This window comes from Micromonospora tarapacensis, from assembly GCF_019697375.1.
Lineage (GTDB): Bacteria > Actinomycetota > Actinomycetes > Mycobacteriales > Micromonosporaceae > Micromonospora > Micromonospora tarapacensis.
Map to the genome: position 1 here is coordinate 993,086 of NZ_JAHCDI010000004.1, position 19,524 is coordinate 1,012,609.

A 19,524-nucleotide genomic window follows, 5' to 3' on the forward strand; every position below is an offset into this window, starting at 1 on the left:
CCGCCGCACTCCGTCCGTATGTCATGCAGCACAACCCGATGGAGGCGGAGAGTGACCAACGAGAGGGCTGACAGTGATTGAGGAAGACATCCGGGCGGCGGTGACGGCGGAGCGGAGCGAACAGGCAGACCTACTCGCCACCCTTCGACCGGACCAGTGGGACGCCCCGACCCTGTGCGCCGGCTGGCGGGTCCGGGAGGTCGTTGCCCACACGACGATGCCGTTCCGGACCTCGGTCGGCCGGACGCTCGTGGAGCTGGCGAAGGCAGGCGGCCGTTTCAACCGGATGGCCGACCGGTGTGCACGGCGCGACGCGGCCCGAATGACCAGCACGCAACTCGTGGCGACGCTCCGCGACAACGTCGCACATCCCTGGAAACCGCCGGGCGGCGGTATCCCCGCAGCCCTGTCCCACGACGTCATCCACGGGCTCGACATCACCGTCGGCCTCGGGTTGGGCCGGCGGATTCCGTCCGACCGCATCGCTATCGTCCTCGCCGGGCTGACGCCCAGGAACGTCGCGTTCTTCGGAACGGACCTCACCGGAGTGGCGTTGCAGGCAACCGACCTCGACTGGCGTCACGGCACCGGAACACCGGTGCGAGGACTGGCCCAGGATCTACTGCTCGTGATCTGCGGACGCCGTCTCCCACCCGGCCACCTGGAAGGCGACGCCGCCAGCCGGTTCACGCGATGACCGGCGTGACAACGAACCGTGGTGGGACATGATCCAGGCCGGCCCGGCCCTGATCGCATGCGGGCCGTGCTCTGGTCCATCGGCAGCGGAGCAATCCCCGGTTGCAAAGCCGGCGCGGCGCCGACTACGACGTGGACCGGTTCCTGCCCCGCCGCAGCGGTGCAGATCCACCACTGACGTCCCGGCCGTCCGCTAGCGTGCGGTGTGGGCCGGCCCGTCACAGCCGCGCCGGCCCACACCGCACATCATGGACACGAGATCCGGAGGTCTCCGTGGCGACCCGGCTGGGCAGCATCGACGCCACCCCCGTGCCCGAGCGCTGCCTGATCACGATCATCGGCGCGGACTTCGACACGTTCGACCACCCCGACCCCACCCCCCACCCTTTGTGCTGGGCCAGCACCGAACAGATCCACCTGTTCAGCGAGATCAGCAGCGGGCACCGCGCCCACGTCAGGGTCGAGGCGTGGGACGGCCCTGCGCCACCGGAGACGGATGAGTGGGAGGCGCACGGCCGCACCGAACTGCGCTCCACCAGCGGCACATTGAGCATCAGCGTCCTGGACGAGCGGCTGCTCACCCCACCCCTGCCGATCGGCGAGCCCGGGCCGTACACCGTGGACGTGCACGTCACCGGCCGACGTCGGCTGCGCGCCCTGCGCGGGCAAGACGCCTGGTACGCCGACGAGCCCCCGACCGCCGTCGAACGATTCCGGGTCCGCGTCTGGCCACAGGCCTAACCACCTCGCGCGGCAGCGGGCGGCGACGATTGCTGCGCAAGGTGCGTTCCTGGCTGGAGAACCCATTGACCGGCAGCGTGACCGGCCCGGACGTTCAATCGGTCATCGGGGTGCCGGAATGCACAGGGCATCGAGCTCCGGGTAACTCACCGCCTGGTCGAGCGTGTGGTAGGTGCCCGCCTCCAGTAGTTCGCGGGCGGCTCGCTCGGCCACGCCGTACGCTGCCTGGGCAATCGCGGTCCCGACGCTAATCCGGCTCACCCCGACAGCGGTCAGCTCGGCGACGGTCGGTCCGCCCGGTCCCGCCATCGCGTTTACTGGCAGCGGTGACGCTGCGGTCAGCGCGCGGAGCGTGTCGAGGTTCAGCAGACCTGGCACGAACAGGCAGTCGGCGCCGGCCTTGGCGTATCCGGCGGCGCGGGCGAGGACGGCGTCGAGCCGCACTGCGGGCTCGCCGATCTGAAACAGGTAGACGTCCGTGCGGACGTTGATCACGAATTCCGGCACGCCCACGTCGGCCGCCGCCTCCCGTGCGGCCTGAACACGTTGCATCTGCTCCTCGACGGACAGCAACGTGCCGTCTGCGGCACGGGAGTCCTCGATGTTCATTCCCACGGCGCCCGCCTCGATTGTCGCCCGGACAGTGGCTGCCACGTCGTGGGGCGTAGGGCCGTACCCACCCTCGACATCGGCTGTCACCGGCACGTCGACGGCCTCCGCGATGCGGCGCACCGCCGCCATCATGTCTTCCCGGGTCAGCGACTCCCCGTCGGGCCGCCCGAGTGACCAGGCCACACCGCCGCTGGTCGTCGCCACGGCGGCCGCGCCGGCCCGGGCCATCAAAGCCGCGCTGGCCGAATCCCACGCGTTCGGCAACAGCAGCACGGATCGATCGTGCAACGCCCGTAACCTGCGGGCCTTGTCGGTGACGAGTACATCGGTCACGGTGTCCCTCCATCAATCAGGCAAATGCGCGCAGGCGATCGGGCACTCACGATGCCGCTCGACGGTCCGCTCGCGCCCCCGTCGAGCCGGCCATGAGCGCGGGGACGGCGGTGCCCCCGGGACGTCGCCGCCCAAGCAGGGAGGCACCGTCCGCCGCCGCCGTGCCCACCGTTTCCGCAACCGCAGGATCCGCTGTCATGGCTCGGTCGGCACGGCTCAAGTCTTCACGGAACGAATCATCATGGCTGGCGGCTTTCGGTCCTGACCACGTCCATGGCGCGAACGAATCCCACAAGACCGTTGCGGCTGACAGCCACTGATCAAGGTCTCCACGCTCCAGCAGTACCGCTGTGGGGCCGCAGCTCCTCGGCCGCCGAGCGGGCGCGCTCAAGGCGGAACTCCCGTCACCCTCCGTGGACACCCTGGCACGGGCATCGACCCGACCGCCGTGCACGTAACGTCTCACCCGCGCGGCACATTCGGTGACGGCCAGACTCATCGCAGACGCGGTGGCACCGCTCCACCGGTGTCGCGCTCATCGGCGGTGGCCTGGGGCACGGCGTTCGGTGTGGCCATCCAGACCCGCAGGACAGCATTGGTTGCGGCAGCATGGTTCAGTTGCTGCGCGGCCGTCATCTGCCTCGGCCTGCGGGCGCGCGTGGTAATCGACTATGACGTCCACCGGTGGCTGCGGCCGGTGAATCCGAGGACTCGGTCGAGCAGGGGAGCACCGGCGGGCAGAGCAACTGACGGCCCGAACAGGCCGGGGGCGCCGTCGCTGCCGGTCTGTTGAGACACCAGGCCGTGGATGGCGTCGAGGGCCTGGCTGTCAACGTCGTATGGCTGTCCGGTCGCGCTGGCGAGATCCCACCCGTGAACGACCAGTTCGTTGAGTGCGACGATGCCCATGATCTCGGCCGGCAGCACCACCCCGCCGGCCGCGGTCTCGCCGGTCCAGGCTGCTGGCTGGCGCCAGGCGACAACCAACTCGTCGAGGTGCGCCGGCAGTCGGCTGCGCCACTTCGGGTCGAGGTTGGCAACCGAGGGGTCGACCGGGCCGGCCGGCGCGGCGTCGGATCCTTTCTCCGCGGCTATCCGGAACGCGACCGTCAACCCCATGAAATGGTCGAGCAGATCGCCGACGGTCCACCTCTCACACGGGGTGGGACAGGTGAGCTGGTCATCGGTCACCCCATGCAGCAGCTTTTCCAGCGCGCGAGCCGCAGGCTCAAAATCCGGGCTGCCGTTGCTCTCGATCATCTCTTTCCTCCTTCGCGAACGCATCTGGACGCTACCCGCCCGGACCGACAGAACAGTCCACAGGCGAATGATCACGCCGACTGACGGTCACTCCACGGGCCGGGCGACTGTGCTCGATCGCCCAGCCGGGCGACCGGCTCCCGATCACGATCGGACAGGTTCGCGCACTGATAGTGGAGTGCCCGCTGACAGCGGTTCTCATCCCGGATCAGTACTCCGGCCGGTGGACGGAGCCGCTGGACCGAGCCATCCGCGACGAACTGCTCGCCCGGGAGGCCGCTCGCCGGGCGACCGTCACGGTGGGCACTGCCGGCGGCGTCGGCCCGGCGCGCCGGATTCGGCCAGCAGACGGTGGTGGCTGGTCCGGATCGCGCGTATCTCGTTTGAGCAGGTCACATGGGACGACGAGGTGGCCTACCGGGTAAGGTCGGCGCTGGCCGGGCATCGTCAGGAGGAGCGTCTGCGTCCGCCCACCGACTCGTCGCGGAAGCAGCGGCGGGTCGACGTGAACGAGACCCGGGTCGCGGACGTGATGGAGGCGGAGGAGTCGCCATGACTGTCGCTGCCGTTGTCGGCGCAGTGTTGGCGCTGTTCGTCGTGGTGGCCGCGCTCGTCTACCTGGGCCGCCGGCGCGCCAGGCCGCACGCCCTCGGCCGGTCGTTACGACTGCTCGCGCTCGGGGCGACGCTGGGGATCGCCACCGCCGTGCTGCCGGCCACCGTGTCGGAATTCCGGCCCTGTTCCTCGGCGCGGCCGCCGTCGTGTCGATCACGCCACGGCGCGGGATGTCCGTCGCCGACCACCGGGACCGGACCGTGGACCCGTGACGGACCTCCCGGCCGGCTGCGCGGCCGACCGGGAAGCCCCGCCCCGTGCTCACTCGAAGGAGATGCGCAGCAGGGTGGTAAAGCGCTCGGCGTACGGCCGCCGTCGCCCGCTCGCGCCGTGCGTTGGCCGCATCGACGAGGAGGAGGCGGGCGGGTAGGCCAGCCCCCGGCGTTCGACGGACGCTGGAACCCGGGGATCACGTCATCCGCGGAGGCGGTCCAACTCGGCGAGGTACACCGCCTGCAAGCGGTCATTGTGCCGGAGCAGCAGCGCGACTTCCTCGACGGTGTAGCCCTCGATGAGTCGTTCCGCCCGCTCGGCGAACCGCTTGTACGGTTGCGCCAGCTCGGCGATCCGCTCCGGTCGCAGGGTGACGATCACCCGCCGCCGGTCCGCCGGATCGCGCTCGGTCGTCACGTAGCCCGCCTGCTGGAGCCGGCGGAGCATGCTGGTCACCGCTCCGGTGGTGAGGTTGGTCCGCTCGGCGACCTGTCCCGCGGTGGCGGATCCGACGTCCGCCAGGTGGTCCAGGCACTCCAGGTCGCTAACGGTGAGGCCGAGCCGCTCCGCGATGGCGTACCGGAACACCATGGACAGCCGCGACGTCTCCCGCCCGGCGCGCATGAGGTCGGCGATCGCGGAGGCACGGGCCGGCTCGTGGGACATGCCCGCAATCATGCCTCCGGTACGGTGACCCGGTGCAGCCGCGGTAACACGCGGGTCAGCACCCAGTGCGGTGCGGCTGCGCCCCCGGTGAGGCGGCGCATCAGCCCGGCGGCGGTGTCGACGGCGCGGAAGGCGTAGGGCACCATCTCGTCCTGGTAGCCGGCGATCGCCTCCTCCACCGGCGTGCCGCTCGCCCGGGCCTCGATGAGCCGATGGCCGAGCAGGGCGGCGTCGCGGAGTGCGGTGTTGCCGCCGTGTGCGCCGAACGGCGGCATGGCGTGTACGGCGTCGCCCATCATCGTCGCCCGGGACACCGCCCACCGGCGCGGGCGCCGGCCGGTGGCGAAGAGGTTGAGTACGGTGGCGTCCAGCTCGGCCGTGTCGACCAGCAGTCGGATGAGCGGGTGGAAGTCCGTACTCATCCGGGCGGCCAGTTTCCACAGCGCTCGCAGGTTCCCGCGGACGCCGGTGGGCACGTCCTCCTGCCGGAGCAGCAGTGCCCACATGACGTAGTCGTCGCCGGTGGGCGCATAGCTGCCCGGTGCCAGGCGCGCGAACGCCTCCCGTGGGCGCTCGCCGAACCGCATGGAGGTGAAGAAGAAGGCGCGGCCCGGTCGGTCGGCGATGGCCAGCACGCCGCTGGCACGCAGCGCGTCCGGGATGACGCTCTCGCCGTTGCGCCGCAGGGGCGACCGGCCGTAGATGCCCACCATCGAGGTGTCCGCCGGGTCCGCGTCCGGCATGAGCTGCGCGCGCAGGGCCGAGCCGACGCCGTCGGCGCCCACGACGACGGTTGCCGCGGCGGACCCGCCGTCGGAGAACCGCAGCCGCAGCTGTGCCGGGTCGCCGCTGTCCACCGCGACGGCGGCCTTGCCGTAGTGGATGCGCCCGTCCAGCCCGGACTGCAGGATCGACCGCAGGGTCAGCCGGTCGACCTGGCGGGTCTCGTGCGGCTCGTCCTTGAGGGTGATGCTGAATGCGTTCCGCAGCCGGCTGTCGGTGAAGCGCAGGTGCCCGCCGGGCTCGTCGCCGGTGGTCAGCGCCAGGCGGTACAGCGGGCGGGGCAGGCTTTCGCGTAGCGCCTCCAGCCCGTACCGGTCGAGAATGATCCGGTAGCCCTGCCGCCTGACGAAGGGGCCCGGGTCCCGCTCGTAGACGTGCACGTCGATGCCGGCGCGCCTCAGGTAGTGGGCGAGGCAGAGGCCGGAGAGGCCGGCGCCGGCGATCGCCACCGAGAAGTCAGTCGATACGCTCATGCAGTTATCTTAATGACTAAGATAACATGGGCAAAGCCGCCGGCAGGCCCATGGTCCGCCGCCGAGCCGGTCGACCGGCCACCGTGGACCGGTCCGCCGGTGTGGTTCGGCGCAGGTCGGTGCCGGGGCACGGTCGGTGGTCTGCGGGACCACAGCGCCGATGGCTCCGGCGTCCGCCGGGGCCATCGGAAGTCGCCCGTGCTGGGCAGTGGAACAGGTGCTCAGCCCGCGCTGAGGTCACGTCGGCGGAAGCCGGCGACCGCCAGGGCCAACAGCGCAGCCGCTGCCGCGGCGAGACCCACCAGGTGTGCCGGATCGAGGGGCGCGTTCGGGTAGCTGCCGACCCACCAGAACGGCGAGAGGGCCTTGACCGCCGTGGGCAGTTGGAGGACAGATCCGAAGAACCGCTCCACCACGATGATCGCGCAGAACACCCAGGCGAGCGCGCTCGCCCGGGGAACCCAGGCATAGAGCGCCGCGGTGAAGGCGATCAGCACGGCGATGCCGAGCGCGAACGCGCCGGCACTCTTCAGCAGGATCAGCAGACTGGTGTCGCCACCGGAGAGGGACGCGCCGACCCACAGCGGCAGGGCGCCGCCGGCGACGAGCAGCACGAGCGCGCCGATCCCGGCGACGGACAGGTGGGCGAGCAGCGAGTTGGTCCTCGACGTCGGCCGTGACAGGCCGAGCCCGAGACGGCCCTCGTCCTCCTCGGTCTGGACTCGCAGCACGGACGCGGTGGCGAAGACGGCCACGGCGAGCGCGTTGTGCAGCATCATGATGGCCAGGAACGCCAGGATGGGGTCGTCACCGAAGATGGTCTCGGTGAGTTCGTTCTGTTCGGCGATCCGTTGCAGGGCGTCACCGGAGTCCGCGCCGAGGAACAGGCCGGCGGGGCCGAACATCGCCACACACCCCACGAGCCACCACAGCAGCGCCCCGCGCTGCTGCCGGACGACGAGCGCGAACGGGCTGGCCAGCGACGGCGCGGCGTCGGCCCGGCCGGGCCTGCCGTGCAGGAGGGCGCCCCCGAGGTCACGCCGGGAAGCCAGGACGGCCCCGACAGCCAGCGCGACGAGGATCGCCAGCACGCTCAGGCCGAGCGGCCAGAGCCGGACGTCGGCGTATGGTCGCGTCTGCTGCGCCCAGGCGATGGGGGACAGCCAGGACAGCCAGCTGCCGTGCCGCTGCTGGATGTCCCCGATGCCGCGGATCAGCACCGCGGCGGCGAGTGCCGCGAAGGCGAGGCCGGAGGGCCCGCGACTGTGCACGGTCAGCTGACTGGTGACCGTCGTGACCCCGGCGAAGACCAGGGCCGTCAGCATCACACCGATCAGGAGTGTGAAGGTGTCCACCGCGGCGAGTTGGCCGGCACTGATCATGAGCACGCTACCGAACAGGGCGAAGGCAGCGTCGGCGATCACCACCATCAGGAACGCCGCCACGGTCCCCGCGTGTCGTCCGACGGGCAGGGCCCGGACGAGTTCGGTGCGACCGCTCGCCTCCTCGGCGCGGGTGTTGCGGGCGACCAGCAGGATGTTCATCGTCGCCAGGAGCGCCATCAGCCAGAGCGACATCTCGTTGGCGAACATTCTGCCGATGGTGTAGTCCTCGAGCCCGTAGCCCGGTCCGGCCAGCAGCGTGCCACCGGCGTTCGCGATCGACTCGGCCCGGTTCTGCCGGTCGGCGGCGGTGGGGTAGACCGCCGCGATGGCGACGACGTAGTAACCGCAGAACGCCACCAGGGAACCTGTCCAGACCGTCAGCCGGACCCGGTTGCGCCGCAGCATGAACCGCAGGAGGTAGCCGGTGCCCGCCAGGGCGGCGGTGGATGCCGGAGCCCGCGTCGGTTCGGCCCGGGTGGGCGGTGCCTGCCGCGCGACGTCGGCGGTCGGCGTGCTCATCGGGACACCGCCTCGACGCTTCGCGGCACCGCGGCGGTCGAGTCTCCGCCGTAGTGCCGCATGAACAGTTCCTCAAGCGACGGTGGGGTGGCGGTGAGGCCACGTACGTCCAGCCTCGACAGCGCGGCCAGAACCGCGCCGATCTGCGCGTTGTCCACGGACAGGTCGACCTTGGTGACGTCGCCGCTCGCGGAGGTGGTGGTGACGTCATGGACACCGGCGAGCCCGGTGATGGCCGCCGGGTCGTCGACGACCAACGCGCTGACGGTGGTGCGGGTCAGGTGCCGCAGTTCGGCGAGGGTGCCGGACTCCACCGTGCGACCGTTCCTGATGATCGTGACGGTGTCGCAGACCTTCTCCACCTCGCTCAGGATGTGCGAGGAGAGCAGCACCGCCTTTCCTGCGTCCTTGGCCCGCTGGACGTGTTCGGTGAAGACCGCCTCCATCAGGGGATCCAGGCCGGAGGTCGGCTCGTCGAAGATGTACAGCTCGGGGTCGATGAGGAAGGCGGCCACGAGCGCCACCTTCTGGCGGTTGCCCTTCGAGTACGTCCGTGCCTTCTTGGTCGGGTCGAGCTCGAAGTGTTCCAGCAGGGCGGCTTTGCGCTTTCGGCGCTCCGCCCGGTCGGCCGTGTCGTGCAGCCGGGTCAGGTAGTCGATGGCCTCGCCGCCGGTGAGGTTGGGCCACAGGCTCACGTCACCGGGAACGTAGGCGAGCCGGCGGTGCAGGGCCACGGCGTCGCGCCATGCGTCGCCGCCGAAGAGCCGGGCGGTACCGGAGTCACGGCGCTGCAGGCCGAGCAGCATCCGGATCGTGGTCGACTTCCCGGCGCCGTTGGGGCCGAGGAATCCGGCGATCTCACCGGGACGGACGGTCAGGTGCAGGCCGTCGAGCGCTTTGACGGAGCCGAACGACTTGTGCAGGTCGGCGACTTCGACGGGGTTCTCTGTCATGGTCACTCCCAGGGAGAGAGGCGGGTGCCGCGGTGGTGGGCGTTCGCCGGTCGTTGCGGCGTGTCGACCGTGCGGCGCCGGCTCGGCGATGAGGGCGCGTCGAGCCGGCGCCGCGGTACCGAGTGGTGTCCACCCCGGAGCCGCCCGGACCCAGGCACGTGGTCAGGCGTCCGGGGAGTCATGCTCGCTTGTTGAAGGTGGAGACCGACCACAGGTATCCGGTGACGGTCAGCCCGAGACACCAGGCGACGGCGGCGAGAGCGCTACCGGCCGAGGGATCGCCCATCAGCAGTCCGCGCAGCGTCTCGATGATCGGGGTGAACGGCTGGTACTCCGCGAACTGCCGCATGCCGGCCCCCATCGAGTCCGCGGGCACGAACGCGCTGCTCAGGAACGGCAACATGATCAGCGGTACGGTGGCGATGCCGGCCGACTCCACGGTCTTCGCGGAGAGCCCCAACGCGACGGTGAGCCAACCGGCCGCGAAGCTGAGTAGCACGATGACGCCGATCGCGGCGAGCCAGTCGAACGCGCTGGCAGTGGGGCGGAAGCCCAGCCCGAAGGCAACCCCGACGATGGCGGCGCAGGCGACCAGGCAGCGGAGCGTGGTCACGATCACGTGCCCGGTCAGCACGGAACCCCGAGAGACGTCCATGACCTTGAAACGATTGATGATGCCTTTGGTCATGTCGGAGTTCACCTCCGTCGCGGTGGCTCCCAGACCATAGCTGACAGCCATCACGAGTAGGCCCGGCGTGGCGTAGTCGATGTAGCTGGAGCCGACGTCGAATGCGCCGCCGAACACCTTGACGAACATCAGCATGATCACGATCGGGAACAGGATCGCGTTGAACACCGTGGTCGGGTTGCGCAGGGTGTGTTTGAGGTTTCGGCGCAACATGACGGTCGAGTCGCCCAACGACGTCGCGACAGCGCTCATCGTACGATCGCCTCCTCACGCGGTCGGCCGGTGCTGGGGCGCTCGGTCAGGGACAGGAAGACGTCGTCGAGGTCGGGAGTCCGTACGGAGAACTCCCGAAGATTGATCGACTGTTCGTCGAGGCGGTTCAGCAGTGTCAGCAACGACCGGGGCTCGCCGTCGTGCGGCACCTGGAGGGTCAGTTCCTCGTCGTCCCGGGTGGCGGCGGCCAGGACCCGGGCCGCCGCGTCGAGGTCGTGCACGGCGGCGAACCGGAGCTGCACATGCGCGCCGGGGACCTGGCGCTTGAGCTCCTCGGGGGTACCCCGGGCGACCAGCCGGCCCTCGTTGAGAACCGCGATCTGGTCGGCGAGTTGGTCGGCTTCCTCGAGGTACTGGGTGGTCAGGAAGATCGTGGTGCCCTCGGCAACCAGCTCGCGGACGATGCTCCACATCGTGCGCCGGCTGCGCGGGTCGAGACCGGTGGTCGGCTCGTCCAGGAAGATGATGTCCGGGTTGCCGACCAGCGTCATCGCCAGGTCCAACTTGCGCCGCATGCCGCCGGAGTAGGTCGAGGCCAGCTTGTCCGCCGACGCCACCAGATCGAAGCGTTCCAGGAGCCGCGTGACGACCGTGTCGCCGCCCCGCAGGTGCTTCAGGTCAGCGACCAGGCGCAGGTTCTCCCGGCCCGACAGGAGTTCGTCCACCGCGGTGAACTGACCGGTCACGCCGATGGCCGAGCGCACCTGCCTGGTCGCGGTCGTCACGTCGTGTCCGGCGACGTGCACCGTACCGGCATCGGCTCGCATCAAGGTCGTCAGGATGTTCACGGTCGTGGTCTTGCCTGCTCCGTTGGGGCCGAGCAGGGAGAAGATCGATCCCGCGGCGACATCGAAGTCGATGCCATCGAGGACCACGTTGCCGCCGTAGCTCTTGCGCAGCCCCGAAACTGAAACCGCTGAACGTCTCACTTCTCCACCGTCCTCGTCGTGTCCGAAACGCAGTGCGTGTGCCTCGATCGGGCACCGGCGCCCCTCAGGGTGGTTCGGCTCTGCGCCTGCTGAGTAGTAAGCGTATTTGTGTCCAATGCGGTGTCTACGTCCCGAAGCTGCCTATAGGGGTTGCCGGGCGAGATTAGGGGCACGAGTGGAGACGAACTGTGATCCGCGACAGGGGTAAATGGTTGGGGGAGAGCCCTCGTGAACAGGGGTATAGCCAACCTTGACAGGCGTCCGTAACCGCTGCCTACGATGACCTGGCAATTATTTCGGCGGCCGTAGATTTCGGGCGTCGTCTCGATTTGAACTACGACTCGTTCCGTGACGATCTCAAGGACGGTGGCATGTGAGCACGAACCCTTTCGATGACGAGAGCGGCAGCTTCTACGTCCTGGTAAACGACGAGGACCAGCACTCCCTGTGGCCGGTCTTCGCCGAGGTGCCGGCCGGCTGGCGGGTCGTTTTCGGCGCGGACGTCAAAGCCGCCTGCCTGGAATTCGTCGAACAGAACTGGACCGACCTGCGCCCGCGGAGTCTGCGGGAGGCGATGGCGGCGAACTGACCGTCGTCGCATCTCGCGGGAGGAATGGAACGCCATGTTTGTGCCTCGTATGTACCGGGAGCCGGACCCGCAGTGGATCCGGGAGTTGATTCGGCGGAATCCGCTGGCGTTGTTGATGACCAACGGCGCCGACACGGAAGGGCCTTTCGGCACCCACCTGCCGGTCATCGCCGACCCGGGGCCGGCCGCCCATGACTCGCCGGACCTGACCGGAACGACGCTGCTCGGCCACATGAACCGGGCGAATCCGCAGTGGAAGGCGCTGCGCGCGGGTACGCCCGCCGTGCTCAGCTTCGCCGGCCCGCACGGTTACGTCTCACCGACGCTGTACCCGCTCACTCCCGCGGCACCGACCTGGAACTACACCGCGGCGCAGCTGCGCGGCGTGATCGAGCCGGTCGAGTCCGCGGAGGAGACGCTGTCGGTGGTGCGGGCGACCGCGGGGGCCTTGGAGGCCGAGTTCGGAAACGGCTGGGACATGACCGAGTCGATGGGCCACTTCCGCCGGATCCTTCCCGGGGTGGGCGCCTTTCGTTTCACGGTCACCCGGTCCGAGGCGATTTTCAAGCTCAGTCAGGAACAGAGCCGTGAGACGCAGGGCCGGGTGTGCCGACATTTCCAGGAAGCGGCCGACGGGCAGCCCGCAGTGGCGGAGTACATGAGCAGGCTGGCCGGAAGCAGCTGAGACACCCGGGCGCCGGGAAGCTCGATCGCGCGAGTTCACGCCGCCCACCTCTGGTTTCGACAAGGAATGGGGGACACCCGTGAAGACCGTGGACGAATGCCGGACCAGGCCGGTGAGCGCTGGCGGCGGACCCATGCAGCACGATCTCGTGGTCTCGTTCGTCGGCAACCAGGCGACGGTACGGAAGTCGGGGATGGTCTTCCCGCAGGGACTGTCCGAGCGCTCCTGGGAGCAGATCGGGAGCAGCCTACGCGAGCTGGCGAACTCGTCGGCCTGGTGGCTCGCCGATTGGCTGATCTTCGGGGAGACCACGTACGGGTGGCGGCGGTACCGGGAGGCCATCGAGCGGACCGGCCTCGACTACCAGACCCTGCGCAATTACGCCTGGGTGGCCCGGAGGTTCGAGCAGGGCCGCCGGCGGGACAGCCTCAGTTTCGCCCACCACGCCGAGTTGGCCCGCCTGGCACCGACGGAGCAGGACTATTGGCTCCGCAAGGCGGAGCAGCAGAAATGGTCACGCAACGAGCTCCGCAAGGCGGTTCGCGCCAGTCTGGCCGAGCGCGGCGCGAACGCCACGACGCCGATCACCGACGGCGCCCAGAGTCAGGGCGTCGCGCAGCTGGCCGATGCGGCGGACGCCGAGAAACGCCAGCCGCCGACCACCAAGATCACTATCGAACTGTCCGCGACTCAACTGGACTGTTACGCGAAGCTGGCCGCGGCGCACGGTCTCTCCGTCGACGAATGGGTCACCCGTGTCCTCGACGCCGTTGACCGGCGCGTCGCGTGACGCCGCCGCATCGTCCCCCTCGTGGTGGTCCGGCGAACAGGCCCGCCGGCCACCCGTCACATCGGAGTAGGTTCATGATTCTTCCGGGTAAACGAGTCCCGCTGCCCTCGGTGCCGGTGGTCCACCGCCGATTCGAGGCACACGCCGAGGACACTCCCGACGCCACCGCCGTCTACTGTGCCGGGCAGCGGGTGTCGTACCGCGAGCTGAATGCCAGAGCCAACCAGTTCGCGCATCTGCTCGCCGAGCGCGGGCACGGACGGGGCGCCAAGGTCGGCGTCTGCCTCGACTATTCGATCGACATGCTGGTCGCCATCCTGGGCACGCTCAAAGCGGGTGCGGCCTACGTGCCGCTGGACCCGGCCTACCCGGCCGCCCGCCTGCGGCTGCTGTTGGGGCAGATACCCCAGCTCGCCGCGATCGTCGCCGCTCCCGCCACGGTCGAGCTGGTGGAGTGCGCGACCGCCCCGGTCATCGACCTGGCCCAGTTGTCCGATCAGCTGGCGGCGTTGCCGGTGGTCGACCCCGGCGTGCCGGTCACCGGCGACGACCTCTGCTATGCGGTCTTCACCTCGGGATCGACCGGTACTCCGAAACTGACCGCCGTCCGGCACGAGAACTGGTTCAACCTGCTGAACTGGCTGACCCTCGAGTACGACCTGCACCGTGGGTCGAACAACCTCGTGGTCAGCGCGTTCGGTTTCGACCTTTCGCAGCGCAGCCTGATGATGCCGTTGTTCTGCGGCGCCACCCAGCACCTCATGGCAAGCCGGAACTTCGACGCGGCGATGGCGTACCGGATGTTGACCGAGCATGACATCCGGACGGTGAACTGCGCCTCGTCCACGCTCTACGTCCTGGTGGACTGGGAGATCGCGAGCGGCGGCGATGCGCTCACCCGGCTGGACTACGTGCTGTTCGGTGGGGAGCCGCTGCACGTCGAACGGGTCCTGGACTGGGCCGGCGCCGAGGGGAACACCTGCACCCTGCTGCACCAGTATGGCGTCGCCGAGTGCGCGGACGTCGCGACCTCGTACGACCTCGCCGACTACCGCCGCGACGAGCACGACGTCGCGCCGGTCGGCCGGCCCGCCTACAACACCGACATCCACATCCTCGACGAGCAGCTGCGCGGAGTGCGCACCGGGGCGCCGGGCGAGATCTGCATCGCCGGGCGCAGCGTCGGCGCGGGCTACCTCAATGGCTCGGGTCCCGAGTCCGCCCGATTCACCACGATCCAGGTCCACGGCGCTCCGGTGCGGATCTACCGCACCGGCGATCGGGGATACGTCACCGAGACCGGTCAGCTCATCGTCCTGGGCCGGATGGACACCCAGGTGAAGGTGCGCGGCATGCGTATCGACCCGCACGAGATCGAACGGGCGCTGGGCCGACTGCCCGGCGTCCGGCAGGCCGCGGTGGTGGTGGGCCCGGACGACTCCGGTGACTCCGAGCTGACCGCCTTCCTGGTGCCGGCCGGGGACGATCTGGCCGACCACGACGTGCGTGCCCGCCTCCTGGAGTCACTGCCGCGGAACATGGTCCCGGCCAGGTTCCGCACCATCGCCCGACTGCCGTTGACCCCGCACGGGAAAGTCGACCGCGCGGCGTTGCTCGACGAGCTTCGGACCAGCGTGCCGACCCGATGACCGACGAAGGGAAATTGATGATTACCGAAAGAGTGCACGCGATCTGGCGCCGCGAACTCGGGCGGGACGACGTGGCTTTCGACGACGACTTCTTCGCCCTCGGCGGCCAGTCGGTGATAATGGCCAGAATTCAGCGATCCCTCATCGCCGAACTGGGTGTCGAGGTGCCGGTGGACCAGTTGTTCCGCAACCCGACGGTGGCGTCCATCTCGGCGTACATCGAATCCCTGCGGGCCGCAACCGCATAGCGGCGCACCCGGCCCCATTCAGGCCCGTATCAATCGTGAAAGCCTGGTTAAGAGAGGCGCCATGTACGACGTTATTGTCATAGGTGCCCGTTGCGCGGGCTCGCCGACGGCCATGCTGTTCGCGCGGCAGGGTTACCGTGTCCTGCTCCTGGAGAAGGCGAAGTTCCCGCAGGACACGCTCTCCTCGCACTACCTGCATTCGCAGGGCGTGGCGCTGCTCGACCGGTGGGGGCTGCTCGACGAGCTGCGGGCCACGGATGTCCAGCCCATCACCCACCAGGTGTACGAGGCGCCCGGTGTGCGCGTGGAGGGGTTCTCCCTGCCGATCGACGGGCTGCGGACCACGTACGCGCCGCGGCGGTACGTCCTCGACCCCATCCTCGCGGCGGGTGCCGTCCGGGCCGGCGCCGAGTTCCGGCAGTCGTGCACGGTCAACGACCTGATCCACGAGGACGACCGGGTCGTCGGGGTCAGGTACACCACGCCCGCCGGCGTGCAGACCACCGAACGGGCGCGTCTCGTGGTCGGTGCGGACGGCATGCGTTCGCTGGTCGCCCGCAAGGCCGGCGCGCCGAACGTGATCGAGCACGCGCGGCTGACCTGCGTCTACTACAGCTACTGGGCCGGGGTGCCGGCGAACTTCGAGCTCTACGAGCGGCCGGGTCGCTGGATCGGCGTCGTCCCCACCAACAACGACCTGACGCTGCTCATGACCTACTTTCCGCAGGCCGACTTCGGTGACGTCCGCAAGGCGGTGGAGCCCGCCTATCTGGAGGCATTCCGCTCGACGGCGCCCGAGCTGTACGAGCGGATGCAATCCGGCGAGCGCGTGGAGCAGCTGTACGGAACCGGGCACCAGGAGAACTATTTCCGCAAGGCATACGGGCCTGGCTGGGTGCTGGTGGGCGACGCGGTCAACCACAAGGATTCCATCACCGCTCGTGGCATCACCGAGGCCTGGGTGCAGGCGCAGACGCTCACCGAGTACATCGGCGAGCACCTGCACGACGACCGCGCGCTCCGGTCGGCACTGCGGCGCTACGAGCGCAGCCTGAGCAACGAGGCCCTCAACCACTACCAGGGCGCTCTCAACGTGGCCGAGCTCAAGCCCGAGGGGCGTACGGACATGCTGCGCAAGCTGGTCGGTCACCAGGAGCACATCGATCGCTATTTCTCGACCCTGTCGGGGGCGATCTCCATCGACGACTTCTACAACGAGGAACTTCTGGCCCTGCTCGACCAGAACTAACTGACGTTCTGCTCCCCAGGTTCGCCGATTTTGGAGAAACAATGATTCCGTTGTCGTTCGCGCAGCGCCGGTTGTGGTTCGTGGACCGGTTCGAGGGCCCGTCGCCGACCTATAACGGCGCTTTCGCCTTGCGGTTGACCGGTGAGCTGAACGTCGGTGCGCTCGAGTCTGCGCTCCGGGACGTCATCGACCGGCACGAGGTTCTCCGTACGGTGATCGTCGAGGGCGACGACGGGATCCCGTATCAGGAGATTCTGCCGTCCGGAACGAGACCGGTCGCCCTGCCGGTCGTCGAGGTCGCGGAGGCCGACCGGCCGGCGGCCGTCGACGAGGTGGCCAAGGAGACCTTCGACCTGGCCACCGACGTGCCGATCCGGGCCCGGCTGGTGCGCACCGGGCCTGGTCGGCACACGCTCGTCCTGGTGGTGCACCACATCGCCCTGGACGGGGAGTCGCTCGGGCCGCTGCTGCGCGATCTGAGCACTGCGTACGCGGCGCGTCGCGAGGGGCGGGCCCCGCAGTGGGAGCCGCTGGCGCTCCAGTACGCGGACTACACGCTGTGGCAGCAGGAGATGCTCGGCGACGAGTCCGACCCGGAGAGCGTGGCCGCCCGGCAGTTGGCGTACTGGCGTGCGGCGCTGGACGGCCTGGCGCAGCCGCTGGCACTGCCGACGGACCGGCCCCGTCCGCGGGTGATGCGCTCGGACGGCGGCCTGGTGGAGTTCCCGGTCGAGCCGGCCCTGCTCGCGGCGGTGCGGAGACTCGTCGGCGAGCAGGACGTCACGGTGTCGATGGTCATGCACTCCGCGCTGGCGGTGCTGCTGCGCCACCTGGGCTGCGGCGACGACGTGCCGATCGGCGCGCCCATCGCCGGCCGGGTGGACGAGGAACTGCGCGACCTGGTCGGATTCTTCGTCAACACCTGGGTGCTGCGGGTCGACCTCAGCGGCAACCCGACCTTCCGTCAGCTGCTCGATCGGGTGCGTGATCGCTGCCTGGGCGCCTACGACAACCAGGACCTGCCGTTCGAACGGCTGGTGGAGCTGCTGAACCCGGACCGCTCCACCGCGTACCACCCCTTCTTCCAGGTGATGCTGGCCTGGCAGGAACCCCTGGGTGAGCTCACCTTCGCCGGTCTGCGGACCGAGTCGGAGACCCTGGAGACGGGCACGGCCAAGTTCGACCTGTTCTTCAACATCATCCCGAACGGCTCCGGTGGAGCCGGCGTCCGCCTGGAGTACGCCAGCGACCTGTTCGACCGGCACACGGTCGAGGGCATCGCCGCCCGCTTCACGCGCGTTCTGCGCCAGCTCGTCGCCGACCCGGACCGCGACGTCGACCGGACCGACGTGCTCGCGGCGGCCGAACGCGACAGGTTGCTCACCCGGTTCAACGACACCGCCACCACGCTCGACGAGCAGACGATCCCGGAACTGGTGGCGCGCCAGACGGCCCGCACTCCGGACGCGGTGGCGGTGGTGTGCGGAGGCCGCACGCTGACCTACCGCGAACTCGACGACGGGGCGAACCGGCTCGCCCGGGAACTCCTCCGCCGCGGGGCCACGCCGGAGGACCTGGTGGTGTTGGCGGTGCCGCGCTCGGCGGACCTGGTGGTCGGCCTCCTCGGGATCCTCAGGTCCGGCGCCGGGTACCTGCCGATGGACACCCGGTATCTGGGCGCCCGGGCCGCGGGGGTGCTGGCCGAGGCGCGGCCACGTTTCGCCGTCACCGACACCGCGACCTCGGCGGAACTGCCCCACGACGGCATGGCGGTGGTCAACCTCGACGACCGCGGCCAGTGGGCGTCGCCGGACGAGGCGGTCCCGGTGCCGCCGCCGGCCGCCGACAACCTCGCGTACGTCATGTACACCTCGGGCTCCAGCGGCAGGCCGAAGGGCGTCGCGATCACCCATCGCAACGTCGTCAACGGGGTACGGGCGCTGGCCCGCCGCCTCGACGCGCCACCCGGATGGCGGATGCTGGCCGGCACCTCGATCAACTTCGACGTCTCGGTCTTCGAGCTGCTGACCACGCTGTCCACCGGCGGCACCGTCGAGGTGGTGCCCGACGCGCTGGCGCTTGGCGAGCGCGCCAGCTGGGACGGCCACGTGATCAGCGCGGTGCCGTCGGTGCTCGGCGAACTGATCGGCCACCTGGACAGGGCACCGAACGTCCGTACCGTCGTCCTCGCGGGCGAGGTGCTGCCGGGCCGCCTGGTGCGGCAGATCCGCGAGATCCTGCCCGACGCGCAGATCGTGAACTCGTACGGGCAGAGCGAGAGCTTCTACGCCACCGCCTTCTCCCTGCCCGCGGATCAGGACTGGGCACACGGTGACGTCGCACCGATCGGTACCCCGCTGCACAACGTGCGCGCCTACGTGCTGGGTCCGGGACTCGTCCCCGTACCGCAGGGGGTGCTCGGCGAGTTGTATGTCGCCGGCGCCTCGCTCGGCCGCGGCTACCACGGTGATCCGGGGCTGACCGCCGAGCGCTACGTGGCCAACCCGTTCGGACCGGCCGGCGAGCGGATGTACCGCACCGGCGACCTGGTCCGCTGGAAGGCCGACGGCCAGTTGGAGTGCGTCGGCCGCGACGACAGCCAGGTGAAGGTGCGCGGCTTCCGCATCGAGACGGCTGAGGTGGAGGCGACCTGCACGCAGCACCCCGGGATCAGCGAGGCCGTGGTGATCACCCGTGAGGTGCCCGGGGGCGGGCGGCGGCTCGTCGCCTACGTGGTCCACACCGGCGACGGTGGCGTCGGCGACGACGGCGCCGGCGGCATCGGCGACGTCGACGTGCAGGCCGGCGCCTCGGCGGCCGAGCTACGCGAGTTCGTCGCGGCGCGGCTGCCCGACTACATGGTGCCGTCGGCCTTCGTCGCCCTGAGCCGGCTTCCGGTCGGCCCGACCGGCAAGCTGGACCGTTCGGCACTGCCCGAACCGGAGTTCCGCGGTGAGACCTACCGGGCACCGCGCACCGAGGCCGAGTCCATCATCGCGACGGCCTACGCGGATGTGCTCGGGGTCGACCGGGTCGGTGTGGACGACGACTTCTTCGGCATCGGCGGGGACAGCCTGCGCTCGATCCAGGTCGTCGCGCGGGCCCGGGCCCGCAACCTGCACCTGACCACCCGGGAGATCTTCGAGGGCCGCACCGTGGCCCGGCTCGCCGAGCT

17 protein-coding genes and 1 pseudogene are annotated in these 19,524 nt (G+C 69.8%); 10 read left to right on the forward strand and 8 right to left on the reverse strand.

Translation table 11 applies throughout. The annotated features are described in order from the left end of the window. Positions 1-73 precede the first annotated feature (73 nt). Both KIF24_RS10520 and KIF24_RS10525 read left to right on the forward strand, forming a co-directional pair. The gene (locus KIF24_RS10520; protein WP_331461072.1) at positions 74-697 is read left to right on the forward strand and encodes a maleylpyruvate isomerase family mycothiol-dependent enzyme; all 624 of its coding nucleotides are present in this window, start codon (positions 74-76) and stop codon (positions 695-697) included. A 272-nt stretch (positions 698-969) separates the two neighbouring features. Further along, a complete protein-coding gene (locus KIF24_RS10525) occupies positions 970-1,437 on the forward strand; it encodes a hypothetical protein (protein WP_221083875.1) in 468 nt (155 codons plus the stop codon). A gap of 102 nt (positions 1,438-1,539) precedes the next feature. On the opposite strand, the gene KIF24_RS10530 is transcribed toward KIF24_RS10525, so the two are convergent. Together KIF24_RS10530 and KIF24_RS10535 are read right to left on the reverse strand one after the other, a co-directional pair. Further along, positions 1,540-2,382, reverse strand: coding sequence for an isocitrate lyase/PEP mutase family protein (locus KIF24_RS10530; protein WP_221083876.1), 843 nt, complete (start codon positions 2,380-2,382; stop codon positions 1,540-1,542). A 669-nt stretch (positions 2,383-3,051) separates the two neighbouring features. Further along, positions 3,052-3,642: a TIGR03086 family metal-binding protein gene (locus KIF24_RS10535; protein ID WP_221083877.1), complete on the reverse strand. Its 591-nt coding sequence runs from the start codon at positions 3,640-3,642 to the stop codon at positions 3,052-3,054. Positions 3,643-4,051: 409 nt separating this feature from the next. On the opposite strand from KIF24_RS10535, the gene KIF24_RS10540 reads away from it, so the two are divergent. Beyond that, the gene (locus tag KIF24_RS10540; protein ID WP_221083878.1) at positions 4,052-4,198 is read left to right on the forward strand and encodes a hypothetical protein; all 147 of its coding nucleotides are present in this window, start codon (positions 4,052-4,054) and stop codon (positions 4,196-4,198) included. Positions 4,199-4,671: 473 nt separating this feature from the next. Here KIF24_RS10540 and KIF24_RS10545 read toward each other — a convergent pair whose 3' ends face one another. The 6 genes from KIF24_RS10545 to KIF24_RS10570 form a co-directional block, all read right to left on the reverse strand. Then, entirely contained in the window at positions 4,672-5,136 is a 465-nt protein-coding gene (locus KIF24_RS10545) for a MarR family winged helix-turn-helix transcriptional regulator (RefSeq protein WP_230415458.1), read from the reverse strand. An 8-nt stretch (positions 5,137-5,144) separates the two neighbouring features. Further along, positions 5,145-6,392, reverse strand: coding sequence for an FAD-dependent oxidoreductase (locus KIF24_RS10550; RefSeq protein WP_221083880.1), 1,248 nt, complete (start codon positions 6,390-6,392; stop codon positions 5,145-5,147). A gap of 221 nt (positions 6,393-6,613) precedes the next feature. Then, complete coding sequence (locus KIF24_RS10555; RefSeq protein ID WP_230415460.1) at positions 6,614-8,296, reverse strand: ABC transporter permease; 1,683 nt, start codon at positions 8,294-8,296, stop codon at positions 6,614-6,616. Further along, positions 8,293-9,249, reverse strand: a complete 957-nt coding sequence (locus KIF24_RS10560; RefSeq protein ID WP_221083881.1) for an ABC transporter ATP-binding protein — start codon at positions 9,247-9,249, stop codon at positions 8,293-8,295. The genes KIF24_RS10555 and KIF24_RS10560 overlap by 4 nt, the downstream gene beginning before the upstream one ends. Before the next feature lie 178 nt (positions 9,250-9,427). Continuing rightward, the gene (locus tag KIF24_RS10565) at positions 9,428-10,189 is read right to left on the reverse strand and encodes an ABC transporter permease (protein ID WP_221083882.1); all 762 of its coding nucleotides are present in this window, start codon (positions 10,187-10,189) and stop codon (positions 9,428-9,430) included. Continuing rightward, positions 10,186-11,139, reverse strand: coding sequence for an ATP-binding cassette domain-containing protein (locus KIF24_RS10570; RefSeq protein WP_221083883.1), 954 nt, complete (start codon positions 11,137-11,139; stop codon positions 10,186-10,188). The genes KIF24_RS10565 and KIF24_RS10570 overlap by 4 nt, the downstream gene beginning before the upstream one ends. A gap of 373 nt (positions 11,140-11,512) precedes the next feature. Between KIF24_RS10570 and KIF24_RS10575 the strand changes: the two genes are divergently transcribed. From KIF24_RS10575 to KIF24_RS32540, 7 genes and pseudogenes are all read left to right on the forward strand, one after another. Next, positions 11,513-11,728: an MbtH family protein gene (locus tag KIF24_RS10575; RefSeq protein WP_221083884.1), complete on the forward strand. Its 216-nt coding sequence runs from the start codon at positions 11,513-11,515 to the stop codon at positions 11,726-11,728. 34 nt (positions 11,729-11,762) lie between these two features. Next, positions 11,763-12,413, forward strand: coding sequence for an FMN-binding negative transcriptional regulator (locus tag KIF24_RS10580; protein WP_230415462.1), 651 nt, complete (start codon positions 11,763-11,765; stop codon positions 12,411-12,413). Between the two features lie 133 nt (positions 12,414-12,546). Beyond that, entirely contained in the window at positions 12,547-13,203 is a 657-nt protein-coding gene (locus KIF24_RS10585) for an LmbU family transcriptional regulator (RefSeq protein ID WP_230415463.1), read from the forward strand. A gap of 74 nt (positions 13,204-13,277) precedes the next feature. Next, positions 13,278-14,852 carry an amino acid adenylation domain-containing protein gene (locus KIF24_RS10590; RefSeq protein WP_221083886.1) on the forward strand — a complete coding sequence of 525 codons (1,575 nt, stop codon included), beginning with the start codon at positions 13,278-13,280 and terminating at the stop codon, positions 14,850-14,852. Next, positions 14,849-15,100, forward strand: coding sequence for an acyl carrier protein (locus tag KIF24_RS10595; protein ID WP_230415465.1), 252 nt, complete (start codon positions 14,849-14,851; stop codon positions 15,098-15,100). The genes KIF24_RS10590 and KIF24_RS10595 overlap by 4 nt, the downstream gene beginning before the upstream one ends. Positions 15,101-15,161: 61 nt before the next feature. Beyond that, positions 15,162-16,349: an NAD(P)/FAD-dependent oxidoreductase gene (locus KIF24_RS10600; protein ID WP_221083887.1), complete on the forward strand. Its 1,188-nt coding sequence runs from the start codon at positions 15,162-15,164 to the stop codon at positions 16,347-16,349. A 41-nt stretch (positions 16,350-16,390) separates the two neighbouring features. Further along, positions 16,391-19,465 (forward strand): annotated as a pseudogene (locus KIF24_RS32540) (non-ribosomal peptide synthetase); the annotation flags it as partial. Positions 19,466-19,524: the final 59 nt, after the last annotated feature.